Genomic DNA, 18,108 nt, shown 5'->3' on the forward strand with positions numbered 1-18,108 from the left:
TCGCCTGCTCCAGGGAAAAGACAGACGCTGAATGTAACGATCACCTGACGACCAGCAGATCGGAAAAACGCGTAGTGTAACGCGGAGAAAGCATCTGTCGTTTCAGTTGCCACGGTTGCTGAATACCCTGCCCGACAAAGTACAGCGTTCCTCTCCCCTCTTTGGCGTTGAGCGTATCAAGGACGTCCATCAACTTCTCGCTGCCGGGACGCGGTGCGTTATCATCGAACAGATTGAGTTGGGCCACGCCCTGACTGAAAAAATCGCCGAGCATGACCCCGGCCTTCTGATAACGGAGCCCCTCTTTCCAGATAGCGTCCAGGCATCGCGTGGCCGCGCTGATGATGTCCCGACTGTCCTGCGTCGGTGTCAGTAATTTTACGGACGCGCTATTGTTGTAACAGGGCTCATTCGGCACAAACGGCGAGGTCTTCACGAATGTCGAGACAAACCGGCAATACTGATGCTCACCCCGGAGTCTCTCTGCCGCCTGGCTCGCGTAAGCGCAAATCGCCTGGCGCATCGGTTCGTATTCCGTAATGCGCTCGCCGAATGACCGACTGAAGACGATCTCCTGCTTCACGGGCGCAAACTCCTCAAGCGCCAGACAGGGTTCTCCGCGTAACTCCCGCACGGTCCTTTCCAGTACCACATTGAAGTGCTTGCGTATCACCGCGATGTGCGTATCTGCCAGATCGAGTACCGTGTTTATGCCCATCGCAGTCAGCTTTTTGCTGATACGACGGCCAACGCCCCACACCTCATCAACCGGCAGGGCTGCCATCAATTTTCGCTGTCGGTCGAGATTCGACAGATCCACAACCCCGCCCGTCTGCTGCGGCCACTTTTTCGCCGCGTGGTTAGCCAGTTTGGCCAGGGTTTTTGTCTGCGCAATTCCCACGCCGAGCGTCAGATGTGTCTGTTGTAAGGCCGTGTTGCGGATCTCTTTGCCGAAATCCGTGAGATCACGACAGTTTCGAACCCCTGTCAGATCGCAAAAAGCCTCGTCGATACTGTAAATTTCAACGCGAGGTGCCAACTCATCAAGCGTCGTCATGACCCGATTGCTCATGTCGCCGTAGAGTTCATAATTCGAACTGAAACATACCACCCCATGACGCCTGAACGTCTCTTTCTGCCTGAAGTAGGGTGCTCCCATGATCGCCCACGGTTTCGCTTCGGGGCTACGAGAAATCACACAGCCATCGTTATTCGACAACACAACAACGGGTCGCCCGCGCAGATCGGGCCTGAACACCGTCTCACAGGACGCATAAAACGAATTCACATCGCATAGTGCAAACATAGTATGCCTTCACAAATACTGTATTTATAACCAGTATTATTTAAGATATTTTTTAACTTGCAAGCGAAATCCTGGCCATTTTTCTTAGTCGACTGTTCTGCCTGAAAAACGTCATCGGTTATCCACAGAAACGGTGCATAACCCTGTGGGTGAGTGATATGGCTTTGTTAATCCGGTTTGTCCCTATGCCGTGCCCGCACGTTAGCCGGACCTTTCCACTCCCCTCCTCAATGGTTCAAATCAAGATTTGCATGTCTGCTCACAAAACAGACAGGTCAATTATCGATCAACATCACATTAATGTTTCATTAACATATCTACCATTGGTATTACCACTCAAGACCACTGGTGAATCGCATGGAAATCAAGCGTGAAGTAACGGAAAACTGCAGCGGGCATGACCGCGTTGTTAAATTTTTACGCGAACAGCTGTTAAGCGGGGCATTAAAAGCAGGCGACAGCCTGTTACCCGAGCGCGAGCTGTCTGCAAAGTTAGGTGTAAGCCGTCCGGTATTGCGGGAAGCGCTGAGAGCGCTTGCCATGATAGGCGCGGTAGAGATTCGTCACGGGATCGGCACCGTTGTCACGAAACCGGATGTTTCGCTTTTCGGTGAATTTTTCACCTTCGTACTGGCTCATCAGCCGAACGTGGTTGATGACGTTATGCAAGCCCGAATCGCCATTGAACGTCAGGCGATCCGCCTGGCCTGCCGCCGGGGAACACAGAGTGACTACGACAGGTTAGCCGACTGCCTGCGTGAGATAAGCGAAACGATCCATGTCCCGGAATCAGGTGGACGAGCTGATTTTCGCTTCCATGAAACCATTGTTAGCGCGTCAGGCTCGCCAACGCTTATCAGCATTTATCAATCTATTAGCGTGCTGATGCAGCGTTCTCACCTCGACAGACGTGAACAAATTATTCAGGTGGAAGGTATTGAAGCGTTTCTCATTGACCATCACCGCGCCATTTTTGCCGCCATCGTCGAACGTGACGAAGACAAAGCCGATGAATTATTAAGTCGCCATTTTGAAATTGGTGCGGATTTTCGTCGTCGCGCCACCATTCGCATGGTCGGTTCCCAGTCCATTACTCCTACACCGTAAAAAGGATAAACAGATGCAGATCGTCATTGGCAGTGACCACGCCGGATTCCAGCTCAAACAAGAACTCATTCAGTGGCTGCAGCAGGCAGGCCATCAGATTAACGATATCGGGAGTTACAACCCCGATCCGGTGGATTTTCCTGACATTGCTTATGCCGTATGCAGCAAGGTGCGCGAGGAGAGCGGCCTGCGCGGGATCCTGGTTTGTGGTACTGGCGTGGGCGCGGTGATTGCCGCGAATAAAGTAAAAGGCATCCGCGCCGCCGTTTGTCATGACGTGCATTCAGCGCACCAGGCTGTTGAGCACGATGATGTGAATGTGATGTGCATCGGCGCACAGATCGTTGGCCCCTGGCTGGCGCGCGATCTCATTGACGCATTTTTGCAGGCGACATTTGTTCAGGATGCTGACTTCGTTCGCCGCGTCGAGAAACTGGCATTACTCGAGCAACATAACTGATAAATCCGAAGGAAATCATCATGAAAACGATTCATTCCGGCGTTGTTGGCTTTCTTGGTTTAGGCGTGATGGGGCGCGAGATGGCACGCAATCTTGCGCAAGCAGGATATACCGTACGCGCGTTCGATATCGTCAGTAGCGCAGGCGATGCGTTACGTCCGTTCGGTATTGAAGTTGTTAGCGACATCCCCTCCGCCGTCCGCGATGCCGATATCGTTATTTCAATGCTGCCGGACACGCCCCAGGTAGAAGAGATCGTGCGTGGCCCACAGGGACTGCTGTCTGTACCGCCACGCGGGAAACTGTATGTGGACATGAGCACCATTGCCCCTGATGCCACCCGCAAGCTGAACCAGGCGCTCCTGGCCGTCGGCGTAACCATGCTTGATGCACCCGTTTCCGGCGGACCGATTGGTGCTAAAAATGGCACGCTGACCATCATGGTGGGCGGTGATGCGAAGGGTTTTGAGCGGGCCACACCCTATCTGCGCGCCATGGGGACGACGTTAAATCATGTCGGCGCATCCGGCGCCGGGCAGACCGTGAAGCTGTGTAACCAGCTGATTTGCGGGATCAATATTCAGGCGATTTGCGAAGCACTGGCACTCGCGCGCGCCTGGGATATCAATTTGCCACAAATGCGGGAAGTGCTGCTGGGCGGTTCCGCAGCCTCATGGATGCTCGACAAACTGGGTCCGGCCATGATTGAAGGTGATACCTCTGCCGGTTTCCGCATCGATCTGATGATGAAAGATCTCCGTCTGGTTTTAGAAGCCGCGCAAAAACATCCCGTTCCCCTTCCGGCGACCGCCCTTGTGGCGAGCCAGTACCAGAATGCGCAGGCCTATGGTGAAGGCGCGAATGGCAACCAGGCCCTGTTCAAAGTCTATGACCGGTTAACCGGCCAACAGACCGCAAACACAAATTAACCGGGGCGAAAGTCATGATGCTCGATTTCACAGCAATACTTTCACAATGGCAGCTCTTGCTGGACAGTGCGGAATTGACCGCCAAACTGGCCTTAGTGACGACAGTGACGGGTTTTCTGATAGGCACGCTCTGTGCCATTGCCCGACGCTCTCAATCCAGAGTGTTTGCGAGAGTCGCGGCAATCTATGTTGAATCCATTCGCAATACGCCATTTTTGGTACAGATATTTCTTGTTTATTTTGGCCTGTCGAGCATGGGGTTTTCGTTTAGCGCCTTCACCGTCTCTGTGATTGCACTGACGATTAATGTGGGCGCCTATACCGCAGAAATTATGCGTGCCGGGTTTGAATCCGTGCATAAAGGGCAATGGGAGGCCGCTGAAACCTTGGGATTAACCAAATGGCAGCAATACTGGCATGTCGCATTACGACCCGCGATCGAGCGCGTTTATCCTTCGCTGACCAGCCAGTTTATTTTATTAATGCTGGCCTCATCGGTGACCTCACAAATATCCACTGAAGAACTCACCGCGACCGCTAACTTTATTCAATCAGAAACCTACCGCCCCTTTGAAACTTTCGTGATTGTGGCGGGGATTTATATCGCGCTCTCGTTGTTAATGCGGCTGATATTCTGGTTGTTTGGGCAGGCAATTTTCCCTCGCCGTCGCCGGCTTGGCACCATGATTTAGGGAGTCATGATGATGAATATTCCCCTCAATTTCGCCCATATTCAATTTCTGCTGGAAGGCACGCTGTGGACAATAGTCCTGTCACTCATGGCGTTCGGCGGCGGTGGAATAATGGGGTTTCTGATAGCACTGGGCCGCATCGCACCGGTTCGTGTCATACGGCTGGTCGTTTCAGCATGGGTGCAGTTAATTCAGGGAACGCCTCTGCTGATTATCATGTTTATGGTCTATTTCGGATTGCCGCAACTGGGCATGACGATTTCGCCTTTATTGGCCGCCGGCCTGTCTCTCACCATTTATGCGAGCGCCTATCTGGGCGAAATCTGGCGAGGCTGCATTCAGGCCGTTCCCCGCGCGCAATGGGAGGCGGCTGAATGTCTGGCACTTTCCAGTACGCAGCGCATGTTTAAAGTCGTACTGCCGCAGGCCATCAAGCTTGCCACACCGCCAACCGTGGGATTTTCGGTTCAAATCATCAAAAACACGTCACTGGCTTCTGTCGTGGGGTTTGTCGAACTGGCGCGAGCCGGACAACTGATCAATAACTCGATTTTTGAGCCATTTATTATCTATCTCATTGTTGCTGCATTGTATTTTTGTCTGTGCTTTCCCGTATCGGTATTAAGCCGCCGGCTTGAACAGGGCGCGCCAGAGAAAAACGTTAAGTCTGTACAAACGGTGAGTCCACGAATCAATTAAGTGCTGAAGGTTAATACTATGCCCATTATTACTCTCAGAAACGTACACAAAAGCTTTGGCAACAATCCTGTGCTGAAAAACGTCTCTTTTTCCGTGAATCAGGGGCAGGTTGTGGCACTGATTGGTGCCAGCGGTTCAGGCAAAAGTACTGCGCTGCGCTGTATTGATCGACTGGAAACCATCAATGGCGGCAGCATTGAAGTCTGTGGGCACAAGGTTGAAGATCCACATCTCAACCTGCGCAAGTTGCGCCAGGACGTCGGGATTGTGTTCCAGAGTTACAACCTGTTTCCCCATTTGACGATAGAGCAAAACATTACGTTAGGCCCTGTCTCCGTCCAAAAAATGGCTAAAGCTGAAGCCAAAAGGCTGGCGCTGTCCGTACTCAACCAGGTGGGCCTGGCCGACAAGGCAGACAGCTATCCAGAGCAACTCTCAGGCGGGCAGCAGCAGCGCGCAGCCATTGCGCGCTCCCTGGCAATGAAACCAAAAGTGATGTTGTTTGATGAAGTGACATCGGCATTAGACCCAAAACTCACCGGAGAAGTCCTGCGCGTTATTGAGCGCCTGGCGGGAAGTGGCATGACCATGATTATGGTCACCCACGAAATGAACTTCGCCCGTCGGGTCGCCGATAAAATCATCTTTATGCATCAGGGTACCGTCCATGAAAGCGGCACGGTAGACATCCTGAAAACGCCGGGCACGGCGGCATTACAGGAATTTATTTCTAACGATTTGTGAACCACTCACCCAGCGAAATATCCCTACGAAGGAAAATAATATGAGCCCTGCAAAAAAAATCTTACTGCTCGTGTCGTTACTGTCCACCGTTATCACCCTTCCTGCCTCGGCAAATGTCCTGGAAGAAATTCAAAAACGAGGCGAAATACGCGTTGCCACCGATTTATCCATTCCACCTTCAGGAATGTTGGATGCCTCAATGAAGCCGGTTGGATCCGATGTTGAAACCGCGGAGCTGTTGGCTAAGGACTGGGGCGTGAAACTGAAATTCATTGAAACAACAGGTCCGACGCGGATACCTAATTTACAGACCGGGAAGGCCGATATCATCATATCCACCCTTTCCGTTACGCCACAGCGTGCGCAGGTTATTGACTTTAGCCGAGCCTATGCGGGGTTACGATCGGTTATTGGTGCGCCGGCAGCCACGAAAATAAGCGACTGGGGCGATTTAAAAGGACATGCAATTACCGTCACCCGGGGCACCACTCAGGATTCAATGCTGACCAAAGAGGCGATGAAAAATGGCGTGACCATTCAACGCTACGATGACGATGCCACGCTGGTTACGGCGGCGGTGAGTGGTCAGGCTTACGCTGTCGCCACCTCTGCCACACTGGTTAATCAGATTAAGAAGCAAAACCCTAAGTTGGCATTTGAACCTAAAATGACCCTTACCGTATTTGATTTAGCCATTGGCCTGAAAAAGAATGAGCCAGAGCTAAAAGAAAAACTCGATCAGTGGATTGTCACTAATCTCAAAAACGGGAAGCTGAATGCCATTTACGAAAAGTATCATGGCGAACCTATTCCGGCAGAGATCATTAGCAGACCATAATTTATTTGACGCGACCGTGCTTAAATAAAATCGTACCGGGCATCCAGATATTATACCCGGACATCAGGGAGCTATCTGGATGCACGTATTATCCGTTAATGAATAATACGCTCAATAATGTAACGACGTCCGCTGTTTTGCTTTGGCGTTACAGGCAATGACGCAACCCAGGTCAACCCACCGCTTTCACAATAAATGTCACAACGCCAAAGATATCCAGGGCATCCTCACTGCCGATGATGATGGGTGAATAAGCGCAATTCATAGGATTAAGCTGAACAGTGGGCCGCAACTGCAACCGCTTAACCGTAAACTCCCTCTCCAGCGCCGCAATCACGATATCCCCGTGGCGGGCAGTGCGTGAACTGTCCACCACCAGCAGATCGCCATCGCCGATCCCTGCGTCGATCATTGAGTCGCCAGCCGCTTTCACAAAATAGGTCGAACTGGGATGCGGAATAAGTAACTTGTTGAGATCGATACGTTGCTCAACATAATCGGTCGCCGGGCTGGGAAATCCGCACGGAACCCGCTCGCTGAAAAGGGGGACGGCGATGGCTTCACGCCATTGCGCAGGTCTGTACAACGTCATAATGCACACCTTGAATACTGTTTTTATATACAGTAATTTCAACTAAGGCTGGGATCAAGCCATTGGCAAAACGCCGTGGCGCAAAGTTTCGCCGTATTGCGCGTAAGCATTTATTGATCCTGCAAATATACTGTTTGTAAATTTTTGCGCAGGATGACGATGTCCGTCCATTTTAGAGCGGGCATTGTGCGGAGCGCGTTTTCGGGACACATAAAAAAACCGGCTAATGGCAGCCGGTTTCCTCTTTGTTTGCGTGGCGTCACTTACCAACCACAGACGTCGTGTTCATTTTCCGTATCGTAAGAGCGCACGGTATTGACGAGATCTTTCACCACCTCGGCGGCGACGTCAGGCACCAGTAAGGTCATTGGCGCTTCGGTTTCGTAATCGACAGAAACGCCGTTGCTGTTATTCGTCACGGTGACGGTATAGGTTGCTTTGCCCATGATTATTTCTTCCCGGTATGAATGACTTTTCGTTGATTCGCGCTTTCCATCAGGACCTCTGGCGCGACGAAAAAGTCGATATTGAAATAAGTGTCATCGGTCATCACTTCGATGTTGTGCCACTTTTCCGGTGGAAACACACCAAACTGACCCGCTTCGATGATCATCACCGTTTCCGCTTCTGGACTGTGTTCATCCGCATACCCGAGATATTTGACCGCCCCCTGCATCACCGACAGACGGGGATACACTCCCGGTCGGGTTCCTTTATCAAGATGGCGTTCGAAAATTCCGGCAGGTGCCGTTTCTTTGTTCCAGAACGGCGTGGCACGTGTGTGGATATGATTTTGTGGAATCTGAAGCATGTCCTTCCCTCTTCCAGTCGGTAGGATGCGATTGTGAGTAAACCGCTGTTCCAGAAAGGTTACGCTTCATAACTGGCATTTTAAATACACCAAAAGTGGCAAATGACATTTACCACAAGTTTTGTCTGGCGGAGGAGAGCCTGTCCCCAGGCTCTCCTCCGGCTATTTTATTGACCAGGCGTTTTGAGCGGATTACCAAATTGCTGCAGATACGCCTCTCCCAACGTTTTCGTGGCGTAGTCATTTAAATGGCCGACGTCGCGATACAGCGGAATGCCCTCAATTTCCGTCCGGCACAGCCCGCCAGGACATTGCACGCTTTTGGGATCGACAATGATGAGCGAGGGGAATCGGGCCTGTAATGTGGCAAAGAACGCCTCCGTCCAGACATTTTTATTAATCTGCGGATTCGGGTTACAGGCCTGATGCTCATACTCTCCCCGCGTTTTAAAATGTTCATAGAAACAGGTCAGGAAATTCTTTGGCATCGGGAACATCGTTTTCACCAGTACCGGCTGCGCCCCGGCATCAAGAATATCCTGTATTGCCTGTTCAGTGGCTCGGGTGAGGATATTGATAGATTCTGCAGGCGATGGGGAATCTCCAATCTGCTGTCTGACTTTGAATGCCGCATAGTTTTCCCAGACCTGGGAAATGATCACATATTTATACTTATGGCTTCGGATCGCCTCATAGTATTTTTTGACGTTCTCGTGGCAGACCTTGTAGTAATCCCCTTTATAGGTATAGAGATCGTCGTGATACACGCGGGGAATCGCCAGACACAATGAAGTGGCTTTCATATCAACGGCAATATGCGCATTTTTTCCCATCACGTCGAAGAAATTCCAGTACTGGTTAGAGTGCGAATCCCCTATCAGGAGCGCTTTCTCCGGGGCGGTTTTATCGCCCACCACACAGGCCATATCGGTTCCCGTGACGTTTTCGTTCATACAGTCCTGACGTTGTTTTATCTTTGTCTTTTCGAGCACACTATTAATATGATTTAACGACTCGCCAAACCGCAGATAGCTAAATCCGTCAAAACGCTTGCTGACCGACATCAGGGTAATAATAACGATTAGCGGTATCACCACCAGCAGAACCAACGTTTTTTTCAACGACAGGCGGGGTTTTCGGTAAGGTTTCTCGATGAAATAATATGACCCCATCGCCAGCAGGACGGCCACACCCAGACCGGTAATCCTGGCATAGACACTGGTAATGCCAATGTAGTGCAGTGTCGCAAAAATCGGCCAATGGAAAAGATAAAGCGAATAAGAGATCGTACCGAGCCAGACCAGCGGCGGGAATGACAGTAATTTATTAGTCAGAATATTTTGCTGACTACCGGTGAAAATCAACACGGCGGTACTGACGCAAACGGCCAGAGTGTAAGCATTGGGATAACCCAGAATGACATCACTTCTGACGCTAACAAAAAATATTGCCGCCACTGCAACGAGCGAAAGGCTATTAAGTGTGACCCTGTTTATTTTCTGCGCCATCGGGAGATAAACACATGCGCAGACACCAAGCATAAATTCAAAGAGTCGGGAGGCGAAGAAATAGTACGTTTTTGTCGGATGCGCGCCTGAATAGTGCCAGGCGATATAAATGCCAGCAACCGTCAGCAGCGGTGCCAGATAATTATGCACTCGCTCGTGCGTTTTCTTACGGATGACATAATAGATAACCGGGAAAAAGACATACCACTGCCACTCGATGGATAAAGACCAGGTATGAAGCAACAGCATGGCGTTTGAATCAGGCGCTGCATAGGCGGTTGTTTCATCGCCAAAATAGCGGTTTGAGACGACAAGCAGCGTCTGCTTTATGCTTTTGAGAAAAGGCGCATAATCTTCCGGCAGCCAGAATACCGACGCAATAACAACGCTCAGCAACATCATTGTCAGCATTGCGGGCTGCAATCGCCATATTCTGCGCAAATAAAAATCGCTGAAACTGAAATTACCCGCATCCATTCGATCTTTAATTATCGATGCGATGAGAAAGCCTGAAATGACGAAGAAAATATCGACTCCGATGAAACCGGATGCAAATAGCGAAAATCCGGCGTGAAAGAGCACCACCAGCAATACGGCAATCGCCCTTATGCCGTCAATATCAGAACGATATTTCATCGATTATCCTGCTAATAAAATATAAAGTGCGGATTTTACACGAGATTATTCAAAAGTGAACCGCCAGTGACACTCTGTTTTATGGTGGTTTTCCCCAACAAAAAGCCCGCTTGTGTGGCGGGCCACCAGGCTTACGACTGCAATGTCGCCAGCCGCGCGGCGAAACCGACAAAAATCAGGCCGATCAGCGAGTTCCCGACCTTCGCCAGTTTCTTTTTGGTACGAATGTACTGCGTAACAAAGGCCCCCGAAACGATCAGGAAGCTCAGGTAGCAGAAGCTCACCACTTCAAGCGTGGTCGCTAAGATGAAGAATGACAGTCCCGCATGTGGGGCATTCACATCAATGAACTGCACAAAGAAGGAGACGTAGAACAAAATGGCTTTCGGGTTCGTCAGACTCAGCACCAACGCACGTTTAAAAATGGCGCCAAAGGGAACCGCCTCTTCAGCAGCGTCGCCGCCTTTTGCTTTAAGCGTGGCATAGAGGATTTTTGCGCCCAGATAAAGCAGGTAAAAGGCACCGAGATAGCGGACGATATTAAACAATACTGGCGTTGTTTTAATCAGCGTTGCCACCCCGGCATACGCCAGAAACATGAGCACCGCATCGCCAATAAATACGCCGCTTGCCGCAAGGTACCCGCCCTTCATTCCACGTCCGACGCTGTTTTTCAGCACAAATATCGTGTTCGGTCCAGGGACGAGGACAATAAAAATAGCCCCGACCAGATAAGTCCAATAATTCAGTACACCATACTCTGCAAACACGTTAACCTCTTCTTCCTGAAACCACTTTTTCGCTTAACCGCGAAACAATATGCTAACGGATGCCCCTGCTCAAGGGAAGCGCTTTACCGACGCCTTTATTTCAGTGAAAAGGTTGGATAGCGCTCGGCAAAATAGTGGCGTAAGAATTCCACCGTAATACGCACTTTGGCCGATGTGGCCAGTCGTGAAACATACACCGCCCAGATATTGGCCGGCTGGTAATATTCCGGCAGTACATGCACCAGATGACCGCTGGCAATGTTATCACAGACATCCCACCAGGAGCGCAGCGCAATCCCCTGCCCGTCGAGGCACCATTGATGCACAATCTCGCCATGATTTGATGACAGCGGCCCGGTCACCTTAATGACGTGCTCCCCCTCTTTATTTTGCAATTGCCAGATCCCAAAGGGATGGTCGCGCTCTTTGATCACTAAGCAGGAACAGGTGGCAAGATCGGCAAGCTGTTTTGGCGTACCGTGCTGCGCCAGGAACGCGGGAGAAGCGCAGAGGATTCGATAGTTCGTCCCCAACCGGCGAGCGATCAGGTTCGGCGCAATGTCATCGCCAATGCGGATGTCGAGATCGACGCCTTCATTGGCCAAATCCACCAGGCGGTCTTCCACATCAAAACGCAGCTCCAGTTGCGGATACTGCCTTGCCAGTGCGGACAGCGCAGGTGCCACAACCTGCCGGCCAAACCCAAAGCTACTGATGATTCGCAACATTCCTTGCGGAACCTGACGGACATCAGAGAGTTCATCCATCATCTGATCGACATCGTGCAAAATACGCTGCGCCCATTCATAGATGCGCTCGCCCTCTTCCGTAATGGTGACGCGACGCGTAGTGCGGTGCAGCAAAACCACATTCAGGTTCTGTTCAAGCAGCGCAATACGTTTACTGACATAGGCCGGTGAAACACCCAGTTCCTGGGCAACGGCGGCAAATCCCGCCCGTCGGGCGACCAGAATAAAGACGCGTAAATCAGTCAGCAAAGGAGGATTATTCATGATCTGTGTTTTATGTTTCACCAGTTGAAGAGATTAACTGTCGATCAGTCAATTATAGGATAAGGAGGAAGTCAATTTCGCTACCCTACAAGTGAGAACTGGTATGAAGAAAACCTGTCGTATTGCCGCTATTCCCGGTGATGGTATCGGTAAGGAAGTGCTGCCAGAAGGCATTCGCGTGTTGCAGACGGCCGCCAGACGTTGGGACCTGTCGCTCAGCGTGGAGACGTTCGAATGGGCCAGCTGTGATTATTACCTTGAGCACGGGAAAATGATGCCGGATGACTGGCGCGAACAGTTATCCTCCTTTGACGCCATTTACTTTGGCGCCGTCGGCTGGCCAGACACGGTTCCGGACCATATTTCCCTGTGGGGTTCGCTGCTAAAATTCCGTCGGGAATTCGATCAGTATGTGAATCTGCGCCCGGTTCGCCTCTTCCCCGGCGTGCCCTGCCCGCTGGCCGGCAAGAAGCCGGGCGACATTGATTTCTACGTCGTGCGTGAAAACACCGAAGGGGAGTATTCTTCGCTGGGCGGACATATTAATCCGGGCACCGAGCATGAGGTGGTCATCCAGGAATCCGTTTTCACCCGCCGGGGCGTGGATCGAATTCTGCGTTATGCGTTTGAATTAGCTCAAAGCCGTCCGCGTAAAACGCTGACGTCAGCGACCAAATCCAACGGTCTGGCGATCAGTATGCCGTTCTGGGATGAACGCGTGGAGCTTATGGCGCAGCACTATCCCGATATCCACTGGGACAAGCAGCACATTGATATTCTTTGCGCCCGCTTTGTGATGCAACCGGAGCGCTTCGATGTGGTGGTTGCCTCGAACCTGTTTGGCGACATTCTTTCCGATCTCGGCCCGGCGTGTACCGGCACCATCGGCATTGCCCCCTCGGCTAACCTGAACCCTGAGCGCACTTTCCCGTCGTTATTCGAACCGGTACATGGTTCCGCCCCGGATATTTATGGCAAAAACCTCGCCAATCCGATTGCGACTATCTGGGCTGGGGCGATGATGCTCGATTTCCTCGGCGCAGGAGATGCGAAGTACACCGCCGCACACGACGGGATTCTGGCGGCGATTGAGCAGGTGATCGCCAGCGGACCTAAAACACCGGATTTGCAGGGGAGTGCCTCAACACAACAGGTCGGTGAAGCGATCTGCGCGAGGATATAAGGGTTTAATGCCTGATGGCGCTGCACTTATCAGGCCTACGAAATGCTTCATCGGGTATAAGTCACCGTAGGCCGGATAAGGCCTTGTGCCGTCATCCGGCAAACTGCCTGATGGCGCTGCACTTATCAGGCCTACGGTTGAGAGTCTGTAGGCCTAATCAGGCGTAGCCGCCATCCGGCAAAAACATTAAAGCGGATACTCTGCCAGCAACGCGTTGAGCGTCGTCGCCATCAACGCCGCCCGCCAGCCAGAAATCAATTCAGGCTCTGTATTCTGCGGTTTTAACTTCCAGTGCCAGTTGAGCAACTGGTTGATCTGACGGCGCGACGCCAGCAGCTCTGCGCTGACGTTATGTTCCGCACTCACTTGCGTGACAAGCGCCTTGATCGCCTTAAACGCTTTGCGATAACCCGGCATGTCCATCAGATTCAGCAGCGGTTCCGGCAGGGCCTCTTCCGGCAGCGCCTGCGCTTGAGCCACCAGTGAAAGCAGCGTCTTACCGTGGAAGCGAATTTCACTGCCGGAAAGCCCCAGGCTATCGAGTTCGCCCATGCTGCCAGGCATATAACGCGCCACGGACCACAGATGCTCTTCGCGAACCACGAAGTTCACGGCCAGATCGCGCTCACGCGCTTTACGCAGACGCCAGTCGGCGAGCAGTTGCAGGCAGGCCAGTTGGCGCGTGCGTAGCTGCCAGGCGTTAGTGATGTCGCGCCAGGCGTCCTCGGGTGCGAGGATTTCCTGACGACGCGTTTGCATCAGGCGGCACTCATCCAGCGCCGCGGACAACCAGCCCGCAGCCTCGGTTTCCGCCATCAGTTTTCCGGCAATCGGCAACAGATACCAGACATCCGCTGCGGCGTATTCACACTGACGCTCAGTCAGCGGTCGCGCCAGCCAGTCAGTACGCGACTCGCTCTTATCCAGCGCCACGCCGGTGTACTCTTCCACCATCGATGCAAAGCCCCACGACAGTGGGCGGCCGCAAAATGCGGCCAGGATTTGCGTGTCAATCAGCGGTTGCGGCAGTTCGCCGAACGCATTCAGAAAGACTTCCAGATCTTCACTGCCCGCGTGCAGAAATTTGGTAATAGCGGTATCGCGCAGAATCGCTTTCAGCGGCGACCAGTCGCTAATGCCGTGCGGGTCGATCAGTGCAACATGTTCGCCGTCAAACAGCTGGATCAGGCCTAACTGCGGATAATAGGTACGGGTACGAACAAACTCAGTATCCAGGGCAATCGCAGGAAACGCACGGACCGCTTCGCACAGGGTCGCCAGCGCGTCGTCAGTGGTGATCATTTGGTAATTCAAATTGCATTCTCTTCGGTTTACGCCAAAAAAAACGCCGGATTCACCCGGCGTCAGATTGCTGACAAAGAAGGGAAAAAACGGGGTTTTTCCTTCTTTGTGGTTATCAGCCGAAAATCAATAAATTGATTTTCCTGGTTTTAATAAGGTGATCTCTGCTTGTCCGGTATCGGAGTAAGGTTTGCGATCACTCTCACGCCGGATTCACCCGGCGTTTGACGTGTTGCTTAACGCTCAGCCCTTATTGTCCACTTTGGCGCGGGCTTCGTCACGCAATTCTCGACGTAAAATTTTGCCGACGTTTGATTTCGGCAGTTCATCGCGGAATTCAACCAGTTTCGGGACTTTATAGCCCGTGAGCTGACGGCGGCAGAAGGTGACCAGCGCTTCCTCGGTGAGCGAAGCCTCTTTTTTCACCACAAAAATCTTCACCGCTTCGCCACTGCTGCCGGACGGAACGCCGACGGCAGCCACTTCCAGCACCCCCGGATGCTGCATCACCACATCTTCTATCTCATTCGGATAAACGTTAAAGCCGGAGACCAGAATCATATCTTTCTTACGGTCGACAATGCGCAGGAATCCTTCATCATCCATGACCGCGATGTCGCCCGTGTGCAGCCAGCCGTTCTTGATGATCTCATCCGTCGCGTCAGGACGCTGCCAGTAGCCCAGCATCACCTGCGGTCCTTTCACGCACAGTTCACCCGGCTGATCCGGAGAAACTTCGTTGTCGTCGTCATCCACCAGTTTGGCTTCGGTCGACGGCACCGGCAAGCCGATGCTGCCACTGTGATAATCAATATCGTGCGGGTTAACACTGACCAACGGCGCACATTCGGTCAGCCCGTAGCCTTCAAGCAGATACTGTCCGGTCAGCTTAACCCATCGTTCAGCCACCGCCTGTTGTACCGGCATACCGCCGCCCGCAGAAAGATGCAAAGAGGAGAAATCCAGCTGCTGGAACTCTTTATTGTTCAACAAGGCGTTAAACAAGGTATTTACGCCGGTCATGGCGGTAAACGGATACTTCGCCAGCTCTTTTACCAGACCCGGAATATCGCGCGGGTTGGTGATAAGCAGGTTCTGTCCCCCCAGTTCAATAAACAGCAGACAGTTCATGGTCAGAGCAAAAATGTGGTACAGCGGCAGCGCGGTCACCACCAGCTCTTTACCCGGGTGCAAAAGCGGCCCGTAAGTGGCTTTCACCTGCTCCAGGTTAGCCAGCATGTTGCGGTGCGTCAGCATCGCCCCTTTCGCCACCCCGGTCGTCCCGCCGGTGTACTGCAAAAACGCCAGATCCGCAGAAACCACTTCCGGCTTCACATACTGCATACGGTAACCGGCGTGCAGCGCACTGCGAAAAGAGATCGCATCCGGCAGATGATATTTCGGCACCAGTCGTTTGATGTACTTCACAACGAAGTTCACCAGCGTGCCTTTGGCCGTGGAGAGCTGGTCGCCCATACGGGTCAGAATGACGTGCTTAACGCTGGTTTTATCAACCACTTTTTCCAGGGTATGGGCGAAGTTGGAGACAATCACAATCGCCGCCGCGCCGCTGTCGTTTAGCTGATGCTCCAGTTCGCGCGGGGTATAAAGCGGGTTGACGTTCACCACGATCATCCCGGCGCGCAAAATGCCAAACAGCGCCACCGGATATTGCAGCAGGTTTGGCATCATCAGCGCGACGCGGTCGCCTTTTTTCAGCCCCAGCCCCTGCTGCAGGTAAGCAGAGAAGGCGCGACTACGCTCCTCCAGCTTGCGGAAGGTCATCACCTCCCCCATGTTCATAAACGCCGGCTGATCGGCATAGCGCGCGACAGCATGTTCAAACAGTTCCACCAGGGATTGATAACGGTCAGGATTGATCTCCGCAGGCACATCCGCGGGATAACGGTTTAACCAAACCTTCTTCACTGCATCACCTCTAAAATGAGTGTTCGTCGTCATCTCAACCCCAGATAATAAACAAGTCGTTAACATAATATTAACTCAGCGTACCAGTTTATTAATCACTCAACTGAAAGGTTGCGAAGCGCGTCACTATTTATTTTTGTTATGACGTTAATAAAACAGAAACAGCGGACCAGCCGCTGTTTCTTTTACTGATAATACAACGCGTTACTCTGTGACTATCGTTTGAACCTGTGCTGGGCCCGGGTTATACCATCCCCAACCGCCATAGCCATACGGCCAGCCTCTTCTCCCACCGTAGAACCACGGGTCGATCGGTTGCGGTGGCATCACCACCTGCTGAGCAAGCCGCCAGCGCTTGTAACCCGACACGTCCATCGTCATGAATTTGTACGGCGTATTACCCACTTTGCCTTCGACGGTACCGGTAATCGGTCCCACAACGGTCACCAGTTGCCCCCGGAAATCGACCGGATCAAGGAACCCATTCACATTGGCGTAAATACGCCCGCGCGAGGGTTCGCCCAGAATGGGGCGCGCACCGCTATCGAGCGGAACGGTCGCAATTTCCAGCCGGGTTTTCCCCTGCTGGTTTTGAATGTCCACCACTTTGCCGCCAAAGCGCGCTTCCTGACCCACGTACAGTTGCGGGGCATTCATCACTCGTACCAGATCGTCTTGTGGCGTGGGGCTGGAGCCCTTAATCGCATCCGGAACCGTGACGCACCCGCTCAACATGAGCGCAATCGCTCCCGCGAGCAGGCCTTTAACAACTTGTTTTTGAACCGCCATACTGCGACTCCTTTTCTCAGCGCATTGACCCGGTTTTTACTGGTCATACTACTGAGATTCATTCTTTTCCGGGAAGTTTCTTCCAGGCTACATTGTTACGTAAATAAACCGGTTCAGCGTGCTCGACCGCCACGGTTTTTCCGTCGGCGAACATCTGACAGGCGATCGGCAGCATATCTTCCGCCGCTGGCAGCAGGACGTCACCGTCACGCAGCGTCGGTTTGCTCTCTTTACCGAGTTCAGGCCAGGCAGGCCAACCCGTCCCGACGGTCACCCAGTCACCGGAAAGCTGTTGTAAACGTTCGGACACCTGCTCAGGTTTCAACACGGCCTCCGTCTCTTCACCGTGCCAGACGCCATGTTCATCGCGCTGATACTCGGCCCAGTAGACCTCCCCCATTCGCGCGTCAATGGCCGCCAGGACACGGGTAGCACCGGTTTTACGCCACGCGCCCTGCGCCATCGTCATCAGCGTGGAGACGCCAATCATCGGCAGGTCTGCACCTAACGCCAGCCCCTGGGCAATGCCAATCCCAATGCGCACACCGGTGAAACTACCCGGTCCACGCCCGTAGGCCAGCGCATTAAGTTCCGTCAGAGAGGTGCCGTTAGCGGCAAGGATATCCTGCACCATTGGCAGGATGCGTTGAGTATGTTCTCGTGGGCAAAGCTCAAAATGAGCAGAGTGAGTACCGTCGTTCCACAGAGCCACAGAGCAGGCTTCTGTGGCGGTATCAATAGCCAGAATTCGCATGAGTCTTCGTGCTTAGATCAATAAAATGGCCCGCATCTTACCATAC

Annotated in this window: 19 protein-coding genes; 8 read left to right on the forward strand and 11 right to left on the reverse strand. The window is 52.5% G+C overall.

The features are described 5' to 3' along the window. Positions 1-40: 40 nt before the first annotated feature. A complete protein-coding gene (locus OGY35_RS21975; protein WP_286633451.1) occupies positions 41-1,306 on the reverse strand; it encodes a Y-family DNA polymerase in 1,266 nt (421 codons plus the stop codon). Between the two features lie 357 nt (positions 1,307-1,663). On the opposite strand from OGY35_RS21975, the gene OGY35_RS21980 reads away from it, so the two are divergent. Genes OGY35_RS21980 through OGY35_RS22010 form a run of 7 tightly spaced genes read left to right on the forward strand, consistent with a single transcriptional unit; the run spans position 1,664 to position 6,775 of the window. After that, complete coding sequence (locus tag OGY35_RS21980; protein ID WP_178823044.1) at positions 1,664-2,413, forward strand: FadR/GntR family transcriptional regulator; 750 nt, start codon at positions 1,664-1,666, stop codon at positions 2,411-2,413. 13 nt (positions 2,414-2,426) lie between these two features. Further along, complete coding sequence (rpiB, locus tag OGY35_RS21985) at positions 2,427-2,873, forward strand: ribose 5-phosphate isomerase B (protein ID WP_152404210.1); 447 nt, start codon at positions 2,427-2,429, stop codon at positions 2,871-2,873. Positions 2,874-2,893: 20 nt separating this feature from the next. Next, positions 2,894-3,802 (forward strand): NAD(P)-dependent oxidoreductase, encoded by a 909-nt coding sequence (locus OGY35_RS21990; RefSeq protein ID WP_353655494.1) that lies wholly within the window; start codon positions 2,894-2,896, stop codon positions 3,800-3,802. A 14-nt stretch (positions 3,803-3,816) separates the two neighbouring features. Next, the gene (locus OGY35_RS21995) at positions 3,817-4,494 is read left to right on the forward strand and encodes an amino acid ABC transporter permease (RefSeq protein ID WP_286633452.1); all 678 of its coding nucleotides are present in this window, start codon (positions 3,817-3,819) and stop codon (positions 4,492-4,494) included. Positions 4,495-4,500: 6 nt separating this feature from the next. After that, positions 4,501-5,193, forward strand: coding sequence for an amino acid ABC transporter permease (locus OGY35_RS22000; RefSeq protein WP_286633453.1), 693 nt, complete (start codon positions 4,501-4,503; stop codon positions 5,191-5,193). An 18-nt stretch (positions 5,194-5,211) separates the two neighbouring features. After that, positions 5,212-5,937 carry an amino acid ABC transporter ATP-binding protein gene (locus OGY35_RS22005; protein WP_152404203.1) on the forward strand — a complete coding sequence of 242 codons (726 nt, stop codon included), beginning with the start codon at positions 5,212-5,214 and terminating at the stop codon, positions 5,935-5,937. A gap of 40 nt (positions 5,938-5,977) precedes the next feature. Then, complete coding sequence (locus OGY35_RS22010; RefSeq protein WP_286633454.1) at positions 5,978-6,775, forward strand: transporter substrate-binding domain-containing protein; 798 nt, start codon at positions 5,978-5,980, stop codon at positions 6,773-6,775. Positions 6,776-6,947: 172 nt separating this feature from the next. Here OGY35_RS22010 and OGY35_RS22015 read toward each other — a convergent pair whose 3' ends face one another. The 6 genes from OGY35_RS22015 to OGY35_RS22040 form a co-directional block, all read right to left on the reverse strand. Next, the gene (locus OGY35_RS22015) at positions 6,948-7,367 is read right to left on the reverse strand and encodes a translesion error-prone DNA polymerase V autoproteolytic subunit (RefSeq protein WP_286633455.1); all 420 of its coding nucleotides are present in this window, start codon (positions 7,365-7,367) and stop codon (positions 6,948-6,950) included. 263 nt (positions 7,368-7,630) lie between these two features. Then, entirely contained in the window at positions 7,631-7,813 is a 183-nt protein-coding gene (locus OGY35_RS22020) for a DUF1869 domain-containing protein (protein ID WP_012132688.1), read from the reverse strand. A 2-nt stretch (positions 7,814-7,815) separates the two neighbouring features. Next, positions 7,816-8,178, reverse strand: coding sequence for a DUF1971 domain-containing protein YeaR (gene yeaR / locus OGY35_RS22025; protein ID WP_046481124.1), 363 nt, complete (start codon positions 8,176-8,178; stop codon positions 7,816-7,818). Between the two features lie 167 nt (positions 8,179-8,345). Continuing rightward, entirely contained in the window at positions 8,346-10,322 is a 1,977-nt protein-coding gene (locus OGY35_RS22030) for an acyltransferase family protein (RefSeq protein WP_286633456.1), read from the reverse strand. A 131-nt stretch (positions 10,323-10,453) separates the two neighbouring features. Then, positions 10,454-11,092, reverse strand: coding sequence for a leucine efflux protein LeuE (gene leuE, locus OGY35_RS22035; RefSeq protein ID WP_152404196.1), 639 nt, complete (start codon positions 11,090-11,092; stop codon positions 10,454-10,456). A gap of 95 nt (positions 11,093-11,187) precedes the next feature. Continuing rightward, positions 11,188-12,105, reverse strand: a complete 918-nt coding sequence (locus tag OGY35_RS22040) for a LysR substrate-binding domain-containing protein (protein WP_286633457.1) — start codon at positions 12,103-12,105, stop codon at positions 11,188-11,190. Between the two features lie 103 nt (positions 12,106-12,208). Between OGY35_RS22040 and OGY35_RS22045 the strand changes: the two genes are divergently transcribed. Further along, positions 12,209-13,288: a tartrate dehydrogenase gene (locus OGY35_RS22045; protein ID WP_152404192.1), complete on the forward strand. Its 1,080-nt coding sequence runs from the start codon at positions 12,209-12,211 to the stop codon at positions 13,286-13,288. Between the two features lie 186 nt (positions 13,289-13,474). Here OGY35_RS22045 and rnd read toward each other — a convergent pair whose 3' ends face one another. The 4 genes from rnd to tsaB all read right to left on the reverse strand — a co-directional run bounded on the left by rnd (position 13,475) and on the right by tsaB (position 18,062). After that, positions 13,475-14,602, reverse strand: a complete 1,128-nt coding sequence (rnd, locus tag OGY35_RS22050; RefSeq protein ID WP_178825117.1) for a ribonuclease D — start codon at positions 14,600-14,602, stop codon at positions 13,475-13,477. Between the two features lie 231 nt (positions 14,603-14,833). Continuing rightward, a complete protein-coding gene (gene fadD, locus OGY35_RS22055) occupies positions 14,834-16,519 on the reverse strand; it encodes a long-chain-fatty-acid--CoA ligase FadD (protein WP_152404188.1) in 1,686 nt (561 codons plus the stop codon). 204 nt (positions 16,520-16,723) lie between these two features. Next, entirely contained in the window at positions 16,724-17,308 is a 585-nt protein-coding gene (locus OGY35_RS22060) for a Slp family lipoprotein (protein ID WP_152404186.1), read from the reverse strand. Between the two features lie 58 nt (positions 17,309-17,366). After that, positions 17,367-18,062 (reverse strand): tRNA (adenosine(37)-N6)-threonylcarbamoyltransferase complex dimerization subunit type 1 TsaB, encoded by a 696-nt coding sequence (tsaB, locus tag OGY35_RS22065; protein ID WP_286633458.1) that lies wholly within the window; start codon positions 18,060-18,062, stop codon positions 17,367-17,369. Positions 18,063-18,108: the final 46 nt, after the last annotated feature.

This window comes from Citrobacter sp. Ct235, assembly GCF_030332305.1.
GTDB classification, from domain to species: domain Bacteria; phylum Pseudomonadota; class Gammaproteobacteria; order Enterobacterales; family Enterobacteriaceae; genus Citrobacter_A; species Citrobacter_A telavivensis.